12 protein-coding genes are annotated in these 16637 nt (G+C 39.7%); 7 read left to right on the top strand and 5 right to left on the bottom strand.

All coding sequences use genetic code 11. The features are described 5' to 3' along the window. Positions 1-83 precede the first annotated feature (83 nt). Entirely contained in the window at positions 84-797 is a 714-nt protein-coding gene (lpxH, locus tag AT683_RS01275; RefSeq protein WP_005689025.1) for a UDP-2,3-diacylglucosamine diphosphatase, read from the top strand. Positions 798-929: 132 nt separating this feature from the next. On the opposite strand, the gene AT683_RS09335 is transcribed toward lpxH, so the two are convergent. Together AT683_RS09335 and AT683_RS01270 are read right to left on the bottom strand one after the other, a co-directional pair. Next, on the bottom strand, positions 930-1025 hold the full coding sequence (locus tag AT683_RS09335; RefSeq protein ID WP_005689027.1) for a methionine/alanine import family NSS transporter small subunit: 96 nt from the start codon (positions 1023-1025) through the stop codon (positions 930-932). 1 nt (position 1026) lies between these two features. After that, complete coding sequence (locus tag AT683_RS01270) at positions 1027-2553, bottom strand: sodium-dependent transporter (RefSeq protein WP_011272200.1); 1527 nt, start codon at positions 2551-2553, stop codon at positions 1027-1029. Between the two features lie 246 nt (positions 2554-2799). Between AT683_RS01270 and AT683_RS01265 the strand changes: the two genes are divergently transcribed. The 3 genes from AT683_RS01265 (at position 2800) to ilvA (ending at position 6927) form a co-directional block, all read left to right on the top strand. Next, entirely contained in the window at positions 2800-3426 is a 627-nt protein-coding gene (locus tag AT683_RS01265) for an ACT domain-containing protein (RefSeq protein WP_011272201.1), read from the top strand. Between the two features lie 41 nt (positions 3427-3467). Further along, on the top strand, positions 3468-5306 hold the full coding sequence (ilvD, locus tag AT683_RS01260) for a dihydroxy-acid dehydratase (protein WP_058222148.1): 1839 nt from the start codon (positions 3468-3470) through the stop codon (positions 5304-5306). Positions 5307-5385: 79 nt separating this feature from the next. Next, positions 5386-6927: a threonine ammonia-lyase, biosynthetic gene (ilvA, locus tag AT683_RS01255; RefSeq protein WP_005692663.1), complete on the top strand. Its 1542-nt coding sequence runs from the start codon at positions 5386-5388 to the stop codon at positions 6925-6927. A 37-nt stretch (positions 6928-6964) separates the two neighbouring features. On the opposite strand, the gene dnaE is transcribed toward ilvA, so the two are convergent. Beyond that, a complete protein-coding gene (dnaE, locus tag AT683_RS01250) occupies positions 6965-10444 on the bottom strand; it encodes a DNA polymerase III subunit alpha (RefSeq protein WP_011272202.1) in 3480 nt (1159 codons plus the stop codon). A gap of 238 nt (positions 10445-10682) precedes the next feature. Here dnaE and AT683_RS01245 point away from each other — a divergent pair, with 238 nt between their 5' ends. Then, positions 10683-12335 (top strand): phospho-sugar mutase, encoded by a 1653-nt coding sequence (locus tag AT683_RS01245; protein WP_058222147.1) that lies wholly within the window; start codon positions 10683-10685, stop codon positions 12333-12335. 157 nt (positions 12336-12492) lie between these two features. On the opposite strand, the gene secB is transcribed toward AT683_RS01245, so the two are convergent. Together secB and AT683_RS01235 are read right to left on the bottom strand one after the other, a co-directional pair. Then, complete coding sequence (gene secB / locus AT683_RS01240; protein WP_005630575.1) at positions 12493-13002, bottom strand: protein-export chaperone SecB; 510 nt, start codon at positions 13000-13002, stop codon at positions 12493-12495. Between the two features lie 13 nt (positions 13003-13015). After that, a complete protein-coding gene (locus tag AT683_RS01235; RefSeq protein WP_005648518.1) occupies positions 13016-13462 on the bottom strand; it encodes a rhodanese-like domain-containing protein in 447 nt (148 codons plus the stop codon). A gap of 247 nt (positions 13463-13709) precedes the next feature. Here AT683_RS01235 and AT683_RS01230 point away from each other — a divergent pair, with 247 nt between their 5' ends. Then, entirely contained in the window at positions 13710-15032 is a 1323-nt protein-coding gene (locus tag AT683_RS01230) for an anaerobic C4-dicarboxylate transporter (protein ID WP_005689035.1), read from the top strand. Between the two features lie 203 nt (positions 15033-15235). After that, positions 15236-16570, top strand: coding sequence for an NAD(P)/FAD-dependent oxidoreductase (locus AT683_RS01225; protein ID WP_005693148.1), 1335 nt, complete (start codon positions 15236-15238; stop codon positions 16568-16570). Positions 16571-16637: the final 67 nt, after the last annotated feature.

Below are 16637 nucleotides of genomic sequence, written 5' to 3'. Positions count from 1 at the left end.
GGATGCCCTATACAAAATTTCGTTAAAGTATAGCAAATTCAATATCAATATGTGTTAATCTAAACAAAAATCGTGGAATTTTTATGAAACATAGCTATTTTATTTCTGATTTGCATTTAAGCGAAACTCAGCCAGAATTGACCGCACTTTTTGTCGATTTTATGCAGAATCTTGCCCCACAGGCTGAACGGCTTTACATTTTAGGTGATCTTTTTGATTTTTGGATTGGTGATGATGAGCAATCTGCATTGATTCAACAAGTTAAAGATTTAATTAAGTCTGTAAGTAATCAAGGTGTGCAATGTTATTTTCAGCACGGTAACCGTGATTTCTTAATTGGTGAACGTTTTGCGAAAGATACAGGTGTTCAGCTTTTACCTGATTATCAATTAATCACACTTTATGATAAAAAAATCTTACTTTGTCATGGCGATACGCTTTGTATTGATGATGAGGCTTACCAACAATTTCGCCGTAGAGTGCATCAAAAATGGCTGCAACGTTTGTTTTTGTGCTTGCCATTAAAAGTGCGGGTGATAATTGCGGAGAAAATTCGAGCAAAGAGCAATCAAGATAAACAAGCGAAATCACAGGAAATTATGGATGTAAACCAAGCCTTCACGGCAGAAAAAGTACAAGAGTTTGATGTAAATTTATTAATTCACGGACACACACACCGTGAGGCGATTCATCAACAAGAAGAATTTACCCGAATTGTATTAGGGGATTGGCGAAAAAATTACGCATCAATTTTAAAAATGGATGAAAGCGGAGAATTTGGTTTTATTAAAGATTAGAAGTGCGGTAAAGCAAAAACTCGTTATTTTACTTAATGATACTAGAATAATACTTATCCATAAAATCGTACCTAAAAGCTGGTGGATAAGCCCAACTTTTAGATACAGATAAAAGTGCGGTTAATTTTAGGATTAGTTTTCTTTCGGTAAGCGAAGCGACGCGTAAATTAATCCTCCCCACAATAAAGTAAGGGCTATGATCATCATAATAATTGCGCCAGTAGTCATTTTATTCTCCTTTAGTTTCATCAATCGTTAATTTGGTTTCGCTTTTCCATTTTAAGCGAGAAAGGAAAAATGCCACGACAAGTAAGCTAATCGACATTCCCCAACCAAAGGTATTTACAAACCAGTTTGGATAGCCTTCGTAACCTTCAGAGAAGACTTTTGCCCCTTCGCTGAAAAGCATAAATGCTAAAACACCACTCGTTAATACAATGCATAAACGCCAGAAGAAACCCACTTTGAAAGATGACGTTTCATTTAAGTGATTACCCAATAAACCGAGTTTTTCATTTGCTACAATCGCAATTAAAGACGCAAATGCTACGGCAACAATACCGAAATAGTTCACAAATTTATCGAACACATCTAACATCGGTAAGCCAGTTGTTGTACCGAATAAGATGACAGAAACTAGCATCATTGGTACACCCACGATGAATGTCACTTTTCCACGGCTAATACGAATTTTATCTTGAATTGCGGAAATAATTACTTCGATAACTGAGATGAATGAAGTCAATGCGGCAAAGGTTAATGCACCAAAGAATAACATGCCTAGCACTTCGCCAAATGGAGCTTTGTTGATGATGGTTGGGAATGCGAAAAATGCTAAACCAATTCCGCCTTTTGCTACTTCGCTAACTTCTTGACCTTGCGCTGTTGCAATAAAACCTAATGCTGCAAATACGCCGATACCTGCTAACACTTCAAAGCTACTGTTAGCAAAACCTACAACCAAGCCACTACCCGTCAAATCGGATTCTTTTTTAAGATAAGAGGCGTAAGTCACCATAATCCCAAAGCCGATTGAAAGAGAGAAGAAGATTTGCCCATAGGCGGCAATCCACACACTCGGGTTGGATAATTTTGTCCAATCTGGTGTAAATAATGCATCTAAACCTTTTGCCGCACCTGGTAAGAATAAGGAATAAATCACAAGCACCATAAACATCACGACGAGCACTGGCATTAATACGGAAGAGACCTTAGCAATTCCTTTTTGAACACCCATAGAAAGCACGCCTAAGGCAACAATCCACATCGCAATTAATGGTGCGGTTACCATACCAACAAATTCAAAGCTGATACCGTTTTTAATATCGCCCATTTTTAAAAATTCACCGATGAAGAAATCAATGGGTTTATCGCCCCACGCACCAGTGAAAGAAAAATATGTGTAGCTTGCTGCCCAGCCTAACACTACAGCGTAATATAATCCGATGATGACATTCACCATCATTTGCCACCAGCCAAACACTTCAAAGTGCGGGCTAACACGACGATAAGAAAGTGGCGCACCACCACGATGACGGTGCCCAATGGCATAATCTAGGAATAAAAGAGGAATCCCTGCGGTTAATAATGCAATAAGGTAAGGGATGATAAATGCGCCACCACCGTTTTCATAAGTGGTGTAAGGAAAACGCCAAATATTACCAAGACCAACGGCAGAACCAATTGCTGCCAGAATAAATGCGCGACGACCAGAAAAAGTCTCACGCTTTTGTGCTTTTGGAGCTGAGTGCACCATAAATTATCCTATGTAAAAAAATGAAAAGAGTTTCAATATAATGAAATCTAACAATCAGTCAATAAGCAAGCTTAAAGAGCGGTAAAAATTCACTAAATTTTTTAGGGGAAGAACAGGAATATTCAAAATAAGCCAATTTTCACCGCACTTTTTTTCGTTTTTTTCTCTCCAAGCCCTACCAATGACTCGAAATTTCGCTACAATGCTAAACTTATCCCAAAATAAAAATAACAGGAAACAAACACAATGACAGGTGCACAACTTATCATGGCGTGCTTGAAAGCACATCATGTCACGACTCTTTTCGGCTATCCCGGTGGCGCAATTATGCCAACCTACGATGCCCTTTATGACGCAGGCTTAGATCACTTACTTTGTCGTAATGAACAAGGGACTGCAATGGCTGCGATTGGCTATGCTCGCTCCACGGGAAAAGTGGGCGTCTGTATTGCAGCATCAGGCTCTGGTGCCACTAATTTAGTTATTGGATTAGGCGATGCCATGATGGACTCCATTCCAGTTGTCACTATTGAACCTTGGCGTGAACAAATCAGAAATTTCAAAGCAAAATTAGATTTCACTTATGTTGAAAATCAAGGCAATCGCCCGATTGATCCTTGGGCATTACTCAACAGCCTATCTAATCGCAAACCAAATAATGCGATAATTTGTACTGATGTGGGTCAGCATCAAATGTGGTCAGTGCAACACATTTTACGCGTAGCACGTCACTGCGGATTTACCGTTACAACAATGGAAATGACACTCATTGAAACCCAAGTGCGGTTAAAAATCACTGTAAAATCTGACCGCACTTTAGATCTATTAGTGAATCAGTTGGTTAAGCTGCCGGATGTTTTAATGGTTAATTAATCATACAAACGAACCCTAAATTTTACTCGGAGAGATTATTTATGCCCAAACTACGTTCAGCGACCAGCACACAAGGTCGTAATATGGCAGGCGCACGTGCCTTATGGCGTGCAACAGGAATGAAGGAAAATGACTTTGGTAAACCGATTATTGCGGTGGTGAACTCTTTCACGCAATTCGTACCAGGGCATGTGCATTTAAAAGATATGGGACAGCTTGTTGCCGCAGAAATTGAAAAAGCGGGCGGCGTAGCAAAAGAATTTAACACCATTGCGGTGGATGATGGTATCGCGATGGGACACGGTGGGATGCTTTATTCCTTACCAAGCCGTGATTTAATCGCTGATAGCGTGGAATATATGGTCAATGCGCACTGTGCTGATGCGATGGTGTGTATTTCCAACTGTGACAAAATCACTCCAGGAATGTTAATGGCGGCAATGCGTTTAAATATTCCAACTATCTTCGTTTCAGGCGGCCCGATGGAAGCAGGTAAAACTAAACTTTCTGATCAATTAATCCGCTTAGATTTAGTAGATGCGATGATTGAGGCAGCCGATCCAAATGTAAGCGATGAGCGTATTGATGCGATTGAGCGTAGCGCTTGCCCAACTTGTGGTTCTTGCTCTGGCATGTTTACCGCTAACTCAATGAACTGCTTAACTGAAGCCTTAGGTTTATCTTTACCTGGTAATGGTTCTATGTTAGCCACTCACGCAGACCGCAAAGAATTATTCTTAAAAGCAGGTCGTCAAATTGTCGAGCTTTGCAAACGCTATTATGAACAAGATGATGCAAGCGTATTGCCTCGTTCAATCGGTACTTTTGATGCCTTTGAAAATGCAATGAGCCTCGATATCGCAATGGGTGGTTCAAGTAACACTGTTTTACACTTATTAGCGGCAGCACAAGAAGCAGGCGTGGATTTTAAAATGGAAGATATTGACCGTTTATCGCGCAAAGTGCCTTGTTTAAGCAGAATTGCACCAAACACCAATAAATATCATATGGAAGACGTACACCGTGCAGGCGGTATTATGGGATTGTTGGGTGAATTAGATCGCGCTGGATTAATTCATAAAAATACACACACCGTGCTTGGAATGAGCATGGGAGAGCAACTAGACCAATACGATATTATTCGCAATCAAGATGAAGAATTACATAAATTCTTCCGTGCAGGCCCTGCAGGTATCCGCACAACTCAAGCATTCTCACAAGATTGCCGCTGGGATACCGTTGATAATGATCGTGTAAACGGTTGTATTCGCAATAAAGAAAATGCGATTTCACAAGAAGGTGGCTTAGCCGTATTATTCGGTAATCTCGCTGAAGACGGATGTATCGTTAAAACCGCTGGTGTAGATGAATCTATTTGGAAATTCACTGGCACAGCAATCGTATTTGAAAGCCAAGAAGATGCGGTTGCAGGCATTTTAGGTGGCAAAGTCAAAGAAGGTCATGTTGTTGTTATCCGTTACGAAGGGCCTAAAGGCGGACCAGGTATGCAAGAAATGTTATACCCAACCAGTTACTTAAAATCGATGGGCTTGGGCAAAAAATGCGCTTTATTAACGGATGGTCGCTTCTCTGGCGGTACATCAGGCTTGTCTATTGGACATGCTTCACCAGAAGCTGCTTCTGGCGGTGCAATCGGCTTAGTACGCGATGGCGATATTATCAACATTGATATTCCAAATCGTGCAATTAACTTAGAAATCAGTAATGATGAACTCGCAGCACGCAGAGCCGAACAAGATCAAAAAGGTTGGCAGCCAGCTAACCGTGAACGTGAAGTATCTTTCGCTTTAAAAGTATTCGGTCACTTTGCGACCTCAGCGGACAAAGGTGCGGTACGCGATAAAACATTATTAAAATAATTTAACGGTTCCCCTCTTTCATAAGAGGGGGATAAAACAAAGGAAAAACTAACCGCACTTTATCATCAAAACAAACACTATGAAAAATCTACTCACCAATCCTCAACCCTCTCAATCAGATTATATCAATGCCATTGTTAAACTTGGTTCGCGCGTATATGAAGCTGCACAAGTGACCCCTTTACAAAAAATGGGAAAACTTTCTGAACGACTGCACAATAATATCTGGATTAAACGAGAAGACCGTCAGCCAGTAAATAGCTTTAAACTACGCGGTGCTTACGCAATGATTTCTAGCCTTTCAGAGGAACAAAAAGCAGCAGGCGTAATAGCGGCATCTGCAGGTAACCATGCACAAGGCGTGGCATTATCAGCGAAACAATTAGGCTTAAAAGCATTAATTGTTATGCCACAAAACACCCCAAGCATTAAAGTGGATGCAGTGCGTGGTTTTGGTGGTGAGGTGTTGTTGCACGGTGCTAATTTCGATGAAGCCAAAGCAAAAGCCATCGAGCTTTCAAAAGAAAAAAATATGACATTTATTCCACCATTCGATCATCCATTGGTAATCGCTGGACAAGGCACGTTAGCGATGGAAATGCTACAACAAGTGGCAGATTTGGATTATGTGTTTGTACAAGTCGGTGGTGGTGGCTTAGCTGCGGGTGTGGCAATTTTGCTTAAGCAATTTATGCCAGAAATTAAAATCATCGGTGTAGAATCAAAGGATTCTGCATGCTTAAAAGCCGCTCTCGATAAAGGCGAACCAACAGATTTAACCCATGTTGGATTATTTGCCGATGGCGTTGCCGTAAAACGCATTGGCGACGAAACATTCCGCCTATGCCAACAATATCTTGATGATATGGTATTGGTCGATAGTGACGAAGTATGCGCAGCAATGAAAGATTTGTTTGAGAACGTTCGTGCTGTTGCAGAACCATCAGGTGCATTAGGTTTGGCTGGTTTGAAAAAATATGCGAAACAAAACCATATTGAAGGCAAAAATATGGCGGCAATTTTGTCTGGCGCGAACTTGAATTTCCACACATTACGTTATGTATCTGAACGTTGTGAAATTGGTGAAAATCGAGAGGCTTTATTAGCCGTGACCATGCCTGAACAACCAGGTAGTTTCTTAAAATTTGCTTATGTATTAGGTAACAGAGCTGTAACCGAATTCAGTTATCGTTATGCAGATGATAAACGTGCTTGCGTGTTTGTTGGGGTAAGAACGACAAATGAGCAAGAAAAAGCAGATATTATTGCAGACCTCACGAAAAATGGTTTTGATGTTGAGGATATGTCTGATGATGATATTGCGAAAACGCATGTTCGCTATTTAATGGGTGGTCGAGCATCAAATGATAACGAACGTTTATATACCTTCGAATTCCCAGAGCAAAAAGGTGCCTTATTAAAATTCTTGGAAACCTTGCAAAATCGTTGGAATATTTCATTATTTCACTATCGTGCCCACGGTGCGGACTATGGAAATATCCTTGCTGGGTTCCAAATTGAAGAACGCGAACAAGCAGAATTTGAACAGGCACTTGCCCAACTCAATTATGTTTTTGAAGATGTAACAGAAAGCAAATCTTATCGTTATTTCTTACGTTAATCTTATAAAAAGGCGTGATATTTTTCACGCCTTTGTCTTATTCAAACTCTAATTCCACCGCACTTTCGCCGAGTAAATTCACCAATTCCGTCAGAATTTCATCTGTTGGAATGATCGACCATTGCACGCCTAAACGTAACAACGCACGACCTTTCGGACTTTGATAATACACGTTAATAGGCAATGTTCCACCACTCACTGGCTCAAGTAATGCTTTAAATTGTTTAATGAAACTTGGTGTAATTTGATGCTCAGAAAGACTAATAGCCAAGGATTTGACATAACGAGAACGTGCCTCATCTAAGGTCATTAACTCGCGCACCGTCATTTTCAAGCCACCAGAGAAATCATCAAAGCTCACCTGCCCTGAAGCAACAATCACTGTATCTTTTTGTAATTTCTCACCAAATTGTTCTAGGCTTTCACCAAATAATGTTAAATCTAAGCGACCTGAACGATCGTCCAATGTTGCAATACCTAGACGATTGCCTTTTTTCGTCATCGCAATTCTCGATGCCACGACTAGCCCCGCCACAGTGCTAATTTGTCCACGGCGATTTGGTGCGAGATCTTTCAACCGCGTTGATGTGTAATGAGAAAGTTCTTTCAAATAACGGCTAACAGGATGGCTACTTAAATAAAGCCCCAAGGTTTCTCGTTCGCCATCAAGGATTTGTTTTTCAGTGTAAGGTGGTGTATTAGCATAGGCATTTTCCACGTCTTCATGGGTTTCAGTCAGCACACCGAACATATCCGTTTGTCCCATTGCTTCATCTTTCGCATGCTGATCGGAAGCTCTAAGTGCATCTTCCAAATTCTTAGAAAGTGCGGCGCGATGTGGGCCTAATTTATCAAAGGCACCCGACATAATTAGGCTTTCAAAAGTACGGCGGTTAATTTTTTTCAAATCTACACGAGCGCATAAATCGAATAAATCTTTGAAAATCCCCCCTTCATTTCTTGCCGCCACAAGTGCTTCAATCGGGCCTTCCCCCACGCCTTTAATCGCGCCAATCCCATACACAATTTCGCCTTGTTCATTGACACTAAAATGGTGTTTTCCGATATTAATATCTGGTGGCGTCACTTTTAAGCCCATACGCAAACATTCGTCGTACAAACCTACGATTTTATCCGTATTATCCATTTCAGATGTCATCACTGCAGCCATAAATTCTGCAGGGAAATGAGTTTTAAGCCAAAGAGTTTGGTAAGACACCAAGGCATAAGCAGCGGAGTGAGATTTATTAAAACCATAGCCAGCAAATTTTTCCACCAAGTCGAAAATCTTCATAGATAGCTCGCCATCAACACCGTTTTTCTCAGCCCCCTCTTTAAACACTAAACGCTGTTTTGCCATTTCTTCTGGTTTCTTTTTACCCATTGCTCGACGCAATAAGTCAGCCCCACCCAGCGTATAGCCAGCCAACACCTGCGCAATTTGCATCACTTGTTCTTGATACAAAATAATGCCGTAAGTCGGCTCAAGAATAGGTTTCAAACTTGCATGTTGATATTCTGCGTCAGGGTAAGATACTTCTTCTCTCCCGTGTTTACGGTCGATAAAGTTATCTACCATACCCGATTGTAACGGACCCGGACGGAACAATGCTACCAATGCGATAATATCTTCAAAACAGTCAGGTTGCAGGCGTTTGATCAAATCTTTCATACCTCGTGATTCCAACTGGAACACAGCGGTGGTTTCGGAACGTTTAAGTAATTCAAAAGATTCAGGATCATCAAGTGGAATGGCGGCAATATCTACTCGAGGCTTGCCTTCACGCACCATACGAACATTAATTATATCCAATGCCCATTTAATGATAGTGAGAGTACGCAAGCCTAGGAAGTCAAATTTCACAAGCCCTGCATATTCCACATCATTTTTATCAAAGTGAGTAACCGGATGTAAGCCTTCATTATCACAATAGAGTGGTGCGAAATCAGTAATTAAGGTTGGCGAAATGACCACGCCACCTGCATGTTTACCTGCATTACGTGTCACACCTTCCAGCTTGCGCGCCATGTTAATCAATGCTCGCACTTCTTCATCGCTATCGTAGGCAGTCTGTAATTGCGGCTCGGTCTCAAACGCTTTGGCAAGCGTCATACCTGGATCTGGCGGAATCAATTTAGAAATACGATCAACGAAACCATAAGGATGCCCCAGCACTCGCCCTACATCTCGAATAACCGCTTTCGCCGCCATTGTGCCAAAGGTAATAATTTGTGATACCGCGCCACGACCATAGGTTTCTGCAACGTGCTCAATCACGCGATCGCGACCATCCATACAGAAATCCACGTCGAAATCGGGCATAGACACACGTTCTGGATTTAAGAAACGTTCAAATAGCAAATCAAACTCTAACGGATCTAAATCAGTGATTTTTAATGCATAAGCCACTAATGAACCCGCACCAGAACCACGACCTGGCCCTACTGGAATATCGTTATCCTTAGACCATTGAATAAATTCCATTACGATCAAGAAATAACCTGGGAACCCCATTTGGTTAATTACATCTAGCTCAACTTGCAAGCGTTCATCATATTTTGGTCGTTTTTCTAACCGCACTTTTTCATCAGGGAATAAAAAAACTAAACGTTCTTCCAAGCCCTCTTTGGATTTTTGCACTAAGAAATCTTCTGTACTTAAATCGCCAGTTGGAAATTGAGGTAAGAAATATTGACCAAGGCGCAAAGTCACACTACAACGTTGCGCAATTAATAAGGTATTTTCGAGAGCGGAAGGAATGTCTGCAAACAGCTTACACATATCTTCTTCACTACGAAAATATTGCTGTGAGGTATAACATTTCGGACGTTTAGGATCGTCTAAAGTATAGCCATCGTGAATCGCTACGCGAATTTCGTGGGCTTCAAAATCCTCTGCATTCAAAAACATCACATCATTAGTTGCGACCAATGGTAAATCACAACGTTCTGCTAATTTCAATGCTGCTTGAATGTAACGTTCTTCATTTGGGCGACCTGTACGACTTAATGCTAAATAAAAATGATCGGCAAAAAATTCTTGGTAAAAAGCGACCGCACTTTCAATTTCGGCTACGTTTTCTTTCAACAATTTTTTACCCACATCGCCTTGCGTTCCCCCTGATAAAATAATCACGCCGTCGCGATGTTCAATTAACCAATCTTGATCAATATAAGGTAAATCGTTATAACCGCGTTGATAAGCCTTTGATAACAATAAAGTAATATTTCTATAGCCTTCATTATTTTTAGCCAGCAAAGTAAGATCAAAGTATTCATCGCCACATAATGGGCTTTTTACTTTTACATCTGCCCCGATAATGGGCTTCATACCCGAAGAAAGCATTTCGCTATAAAAACTAACCACACCACAAAAATTAGTAAAATCCGTTAATCCCATAGCAACCATTTCATTGGCAGCACAAGCTTTCACAAGAGGTTTTACTTTGACGATACTGTCAATCATCGAAAAATCTGTGTGTGTGCGAAGATGGACGAAGCGAGGTTGGAATGACATTGAAAATCCTTAAAATGCGGTTAAATTTTGCCGTAAATATTAAAGCGGTATTATAGCGAATTTTTCAAACAAATGCTTATGCTACAAATAGTGTTCCCAAATTGGCTCGGATAACCGATTGCGTGAATAAAAAATGTTAAGTAGATCAAAAAATTGATAATTAGCCGTTTTCATTTTGTTAGATTTCCGCTAGTCTAACGGCGATTTTTTATTTATTTCAACGAATAAGGATAACGCTATGACAACACTTTTTGAGGTTGCACAACATTGGTTAAACCAAGATCCTGACACAGAAACTCGTGCAGAATTAACCGCACTTTTAGATGCAGCAAAAGGCGGAGATAAAGCGGCAGAAGTAGAATTACATGCGCGTTTTGATGGTCGTTTACAATTTGGTACGGCAGGTTTACGTGGTCGTTTACAAGCTGGCTCAATGGGGATGAACCGAGTGTTAGTTTCTCAAGCTGCTGGTGGTTTAGCGGAATATTTAAAAGGTTACGATAAAGAACCATCAATCGTTATTGGTTACGATGGCCGTAAAAACTCTGATGTTTTTGCCCGTGACACCGCTGAAATTATGGTGGGTGCAGGCGTAAAAGCTTATTTATTACCACGCAAATTACCTACGCCAGTTTTAGCCTATGCTATCCAATATTTTGATACCACTGCAGGTGTAATGGTAACAGCAAGCCATAACCCACCAGAAGATAATGGCTACAAAGTGTATTTAGGTAAAGCAAATGGTGGCGGTCAAATCGTTTCACCGGCAGATAAAGACATCGCAGCATTAATTGATAAAGTTGCGGCTGGCAATATCCAAGATTTACCACGTAGCGATAATTATGTGGTGTTAAATGATGAAGTGGTAGATGCGTACATTACAAAAACTGCATCATTAGCTAAAGAACCCGCTTGCGACATTAACTATGTTTATACCGCTATGCACGGTGTGGGCTATGAAGTTTTAAGTAAAACACTGGCAAAAGCAGGATTACCACAACCCCACGTAGTGGCAGATCAAGTTTGGCCAGATGGCACATTCCCAACGGTGAATTTCCCAAATCCAGAAGAAAAAGGCGCATTGGATTTAGCAATTAAAGTGGCAAAAGAAAAGAACGCTGAATTTATCATTGCGAATGACCCAGATGCAGACCGTTTAGCCGTTGCTGTGCCTGATGAACAAGGCAACTGGAAATCATTACACGGCAACGTAGTAGGCTGTTTCTTAGGTTGGTACTTAGCAAAACAATATCAAGGTAAACAAGGCACATTGGCTTGCTCACTTGTTTCTTCTCCAGCACTTGCTGAAATTGCGAAAAAATACGGTTTCCAATCAGAAGAAACCTTAACTGGTTTCAAATATATCGGTAAAGTATCTGGCTTATTGTTTGGTTTTGAAGAGGCATTGGGCTATCTAGTGGATCCAGACAAAGTACGCGATAAAGACGGTATTTCTGCAGCAATCGTGTTCTTAGATCTTGTGCGTAACTTGAAAAAACAAGGCAAAACTTTAGCAGATTATGCTGATGAATTTACCAAAGAATTTGGTGCTTATGTGAGTGGACAAATCTCTATTCGAGTCAGCGATCTTTCAGAAATTGGAAAATTAATGACCGCACTTCGTAACAATCCACCAGCAGAAATCGCTGGCGTAAAAGTGGCACAATTTATCGACCATATTAAAACAGATCGTCAAAGCGATATCCTTGTATTTAACTTGGAAAATGGCGGACGCTTAATTGCTCGTCCTTCAGGTACTGAACCAAAAATTAAATTCTACTTAGATGCGTGCGGTAAAGATCCGAAAGATGCAGATTGCGTATTAGCAGAATTTGATGAAGGTGTGCGTCATATTCTTCGCCAAGATGCTTATGGCAAACAAGACTGCTAATTGCACAATGGGATGTGGATACGTCAAACGGTGCATTGACTTGTTGTTTGCAAAGGGTGTGGTATTTGGTCATAAAAAATCTGCACCTTAGTTGGTTATTTAGTCCAGCTTTTGGGGTGCAGATCATTTCTAGCTTGCCTTTTGTTTTACCATTTAATTAATGTTTAGTTTGTTCTTCCTCAGATTTTTCTTCTGCATTTTCTGCTTGTTGGCGATTCATATATTCAACAAACAATGCATCAAAGTTTACTGGAGATAAGTTTAATGCAGGGAACGTACCGCGATTGACTAGGTTAGACACTAATTCACGTGCATAAGGGAAAAGCATATTCGGGCATTGAGAGGTTAAACAATGCGCCATTTGAACATCTTCTAAACCGCTAATAGTGAATACGCCCGCTTGTTTTACTTCACAAATAAATGCGACATCACCACTATCTTCAAGTGTAGTTTCAACAGAAATGTTTAATACCACTTCATATAAGTCATCGCCAACTTGGGTTGTTTCGGTGCTTAAATCAAAACCAAGTTTTGGTTTCCATTCTTGTTGGAAAATATGTGGAAGATTTGGAGCTTCAAAAGACACATCTTTCACATAAATACGTTGAATTTGGAGAACGGGTTGTTGTTCTTCTGTTGCTGCAACGTCTTGTTTTTGTTCTGACATTTTCTATTCCTTATTATTTATGTTTTTTAACTAAAGGTAAATTTGCTGCTACCCACGCGGAAAGGCCTTCTTTCAACACAAATACAGAATTAAAACCTTGTTTGGTTAAAAATACTGCAGAAGCAGAGGCTGAAGTACCATTTGTATCGACTAATATAAGAGCTTTCTCTTTATGCGACTCTAATTTTCCGATATTTTGATTTTTAATTTCGCTTGGAAGCACATTAATACTATTAATGATATGTCCACGTTGAAATTCTTCAAGACTACGTAAATCTACCACAATGGCTTCATCGGAATTTATTAACCGAATAACTTCATTGTGCGTAATTACTTTAAATTTACTCGTTGCGCCTTTGTAGAAGGTATAAATCACCATCACGAAAATCGCAAACCAAGAAACTGCTAAAAGCGTATGTTTTTGAGCAAACTCTGTTGCCATTGAGATAAATTCTTGCATTGTTTTCTCTACTGATTAAGTACGTCAAAATAGGGCTCAAGTATAACCGCACTTGGGTTATCTTTCAAAAAAATATTCAAAATATAGAATACATTAAATTATCTTTATTTCAGCTGATGGAAAATAACAGAATTTTTCAACATTATTTATTGATCCAAGTTATGGAATCTCTACCTATTTGTTGCTATATTACACGCCGTTTCAACAAATAAAATAAAGTGTTTTTTTATTAACTTAGGGGGGCAGTATGTCTGCAATGTTTTTACTACAATTTGCCATCGTATTATTGTGTATCTTTGTGGGTGCACGTGTAGGTGGTATCGGTTTAGGTGTATTTGGTGGTTTAGGTCTTGCCATTCTTTCTTTTGGCTTTGGCTTGAAACCAGCAGGTTTACCTATTGATGTTATGTTTATGATTATGGCTGTAGTGGCAGCCGCGGCAGCAATGCAAGCAGCTGGCGGTTTAGACTACATGATCAAAATCGCAACCAAAATCTTACGTCGTAATCCTAAACACATTACGTTTATTGCGCCAGCAGTAACTTGGTTATTCACTCTCTTAGCGGGTACTGGTCACGTGGCATATTCTGTATTGCCAGTTATCGCTGAAGTGAGCCGTCAAAACGGTATCCGTCCTGAACGCCCAATGTCAATGGCGGTAATTGCATCACAATTTGCTATCGTAGCAAGCCCAATCGCTGCAGCAGTGGTGGCTGTGGTTGCTTACCTTGAGCCACAAGGTATTCATCTTGGCGATGTTTTAATGGTAACCATTCCTTCAACTATTCTAGGACTTTTCCTTGCTTGCTTATTTGTTAATAAAATGGGTAAAGAATTAAAAGATGATCCAGAATATCAACGTCGTTTGAATGATCCAAAATATGCAGATATTTTTGCTTCTACCACTTTAGTCAAAGAAGTAGAAGTGAGCAAAACAGCTAAAATTTCTGTTTCTTTATTCTTATTTGGAGCTTTACTTGTCGTGTTAATGGGTGCAGCTCCTTCTATTCGACCTGTTTTTGATGGAAAACCAATGGGAATGGCACATACCATTGAAATTATTATGCTTTCTATTGGTGCATTGATTATCTTAACTTGTAAACCAGATGGCACAGCGATTACCAAAGGTTCTGTATTCCATGCAGGTATGCGTGCAGTAATCGCAATCTTCGGTATTGCTTGGTTAGGTGACACTTTAATGCAGGCACACATTACTGAAGTAAAAGAAATGGTGAAAGGCTTAGTTGAAACTGCACCATGGGCATTTGCTTTTGCGCTATTTGTACTTTCAGTATTAGTAAACAGCCAAGGTGCAACAGTAGCGACATTGTTCCCTCTTGGTATCGCATTAGGTATCCCTGCACCTGTATTAATCGGTGTATTTGTTGCTGTAAATGGTTACTTCTTCATCCCTAACTATGGTCCAATCATTGCATCTCTTGACTTCGATACCACAGGTACAACCAAAATCGGTAAATACATTTTAAACCACAGCTTTATGCTTCCAGGTTTATTGAGCATGTTTTTCTGCTTATTAATCGGTTTAGGTCTTTCTCACGTTATTCTTTAAAATGTGATTCGATAACAAAGAACGGTGCTGAAATAGCACCGTTTTTGTTATTCTAATATCAACTTAAAATAACTCAAAAAAATAACCGCACTTTGATATATAAGTGCGGTTATTTTTATGAAAGTTTTCCGCCCTGTTTCGTTGTTATGTTATCATTACATTAATGTAACATTTTTAACAATTTAAACTTTTAGGAGAGCTTTATGAAAAACGTCGTGATCGTTGGTGGGGGTGCTGGCGGTATTGAATTAGCAACATTTTTGGGTAATAAATTAGGTCGTCAAAAACAAGCTAAAGTAACGCTGGTTGATCGCAATGCCACCCATTTATGGAAACCCTTATTGCATGAAATTGCAACAGGCGTAATGGATGATGGCGTTGATTCTTTAAGTTATCGTGCGCACGGTAAAAATCATTTTTTCAGTTTTGAGCAAGGTTCAATTATACGTATTAATCGCGAGCAAAAATATGTTGAACTTGCACCTGTTTATGGACAAGAGGGCGATATGCTTGTCATTGCTCGTCGAATTCCTTACGATTATTTAGTGATTGCCATTGGCAGTAAATCTAATGATTTCAACACAAAAGGGGTGGCTGATAATTGTATTTTTTTAGATAGTTCAAAACAGGCTTTACGTTTTCAACATAAACTGTTGGAATTATTTTTAAAATTTTCAGAAAACCGCGCATTAGATGACATTGGCGAAGAAGAATTTAAACAAAAGTTAGTGGATGAAAATAAAGTAAATATTGCTATTGTGGGAGGTGGTGCTACTGGTGTGGAATTAACCGCAGAACTTTATCATGCGGCTGAAGATTTGTCTTCTTACGGTTATGGTAAAATTGATAGTTCTTGCTTACAAGTTACTTTAGTCGAAGCAGGAACACGTTTATTGCCAGCATTACCTGAAAATTTATCTGCTGCAGTGTTAGATGAATTAAAGGAAATGGGCACCAATGTGCAATTAAACACAATGATTACTGAGGCGCAGCCAAATACACTTATTACCAAAGATGGCGGGGAGATTAAAGCTGATCTTATTGTTTGGGCAGCAGGAGTTCGCGCCTCAACAGTAACGCAGCAATTTGATGGATTAGAAATTAATCGTATCAATCAATTAGTGGTTAAAGATACACTTCAAACTACCGTTGATGATAGTATTTTTGCGATTGGCGATTGTGCTGCATTAATACAATCAAATGGTAAATTGGTTCCGCCAAGAGCGCAAGCTGCACATCAAATGGCAAAGGCTTGTGCAAAAAATATTTTTGCATTGTTTGAAAATAAACCACTGAAATCTTTTAAATATAACGATAAAGGTACTTTAGTTTCTCTGTCAAATTTTACCGCACTTGGTAGTCTAACCAATAAGTTTGGTAAAAATCCACTTACCGTTCAAGGTAAATTTGCGCAGTTTGCTTATGTGTCTTTGTATCGAATGCACCAACATGCTTTGCACGGTTGTATTAAAATTGGTTTGATTATTCTCGTTGATAAATTGAATCGTTATTTAAAACCAAGATTAAAATTGCATTGATTAAGTATAATTTTTCGTTAAATGCGATCTAAATCATTTATATAAAAGAAAGGGCATCAATGATGCC

The organism is Haemophilus influenzae (genome assembly GCF_001457655.1).
GTDB lineage: Bacteria > Pseudomonadota > Gammaproteobacteria > Enterobacterales > Pasteurellaceae > Haemophilus > Haemophilus influenzae.
The sequence above is the reverse complement of the archived record's forward strand: the minus strand, read 5'-3'. Positions and strand labels throughout refer to the sequence as shown.

Bases quoted from the DNA above. Each gene is read 5' to 3' on its own strand.
- AT683_RS01235 (WP_005648518.1), bottom strand. From the start codon at position 13,462: ATGCAAGAATTTATCTCAATGGCAACAGAGTTTGCTCAAAAACATACG.
- dnaE (WP_011272202.1), bottom strand. From the start codon at position 10,444: ATGTCATTCCAACCTCGCTTCGTCCATCTTCGCACACACACAGATTTT.
- AT683_RS01270 (WP_011272200.1), bottom strand. From the start codon at position 2,553: ATGGTGCACTCAGCTCCAAAAGCACAAAAGCGTGAGACTTTTTCTGGT.
- AT683_RS01230 (WP_005689035.1), top strand. From the start codon at position 13,710: ATGTCTGCAATGTTTTTACTACAATTTGCCATCGTATTATTGTGTATC.
- ilvA (WP_005692663.1), top strand. From the start codon at position 5,386: ATGAAAAATCTACTCACCAATCCTCAACCCTCTCAATCAGATTATATC.
- ilvD (WP_058222148.1), top strand. From the start codon at position 3,468: ATGCCCAAACTACGTTCAGCGACCAGCACACAAGGTCGTAATATGGCA.
- secB (WP_005630575.1), bottom strand. From the start codon at position 13,002: ATGTCAGAACAAAAACAAGACGTTGCAGCAACAGAAGAACAACAACCC.
- AT683_RS09335 (WP_005689027.1), bottom strand. From the start codon at position 1,025: ATGACTACTGGCGCAATTATTATGATGATCATAGCCCTTACTTTATTG.
- AT683_RS01265 (WP_011272201.1), top strand. From the start codon at position 2,800: ATGACAGGTGCACAACTTATCATGGCGTGCTTGAAAGCACATCATGTC.
- lpxH (WP_005689025.1), top strand. From the start codon at position 84: ATGAAACATAGCTATTTTATTTCTGATTTGCATTTAAGCGAAACTCAG.
- AT683_RS01225 (WP_005693148.1), top strand. From the start codon at position 15,236: ATGAAAAACGTCGTGATCGTTGGTGGGGGTGCTGGCGGTATTGAATTA.
- AT683_RS01245 (WP_058222147.1), top strand. From the start codon at position 10,683: ATGACAACACTTTTTGAGGTTGCACAACATTGGTTAAACCAAGATCCT.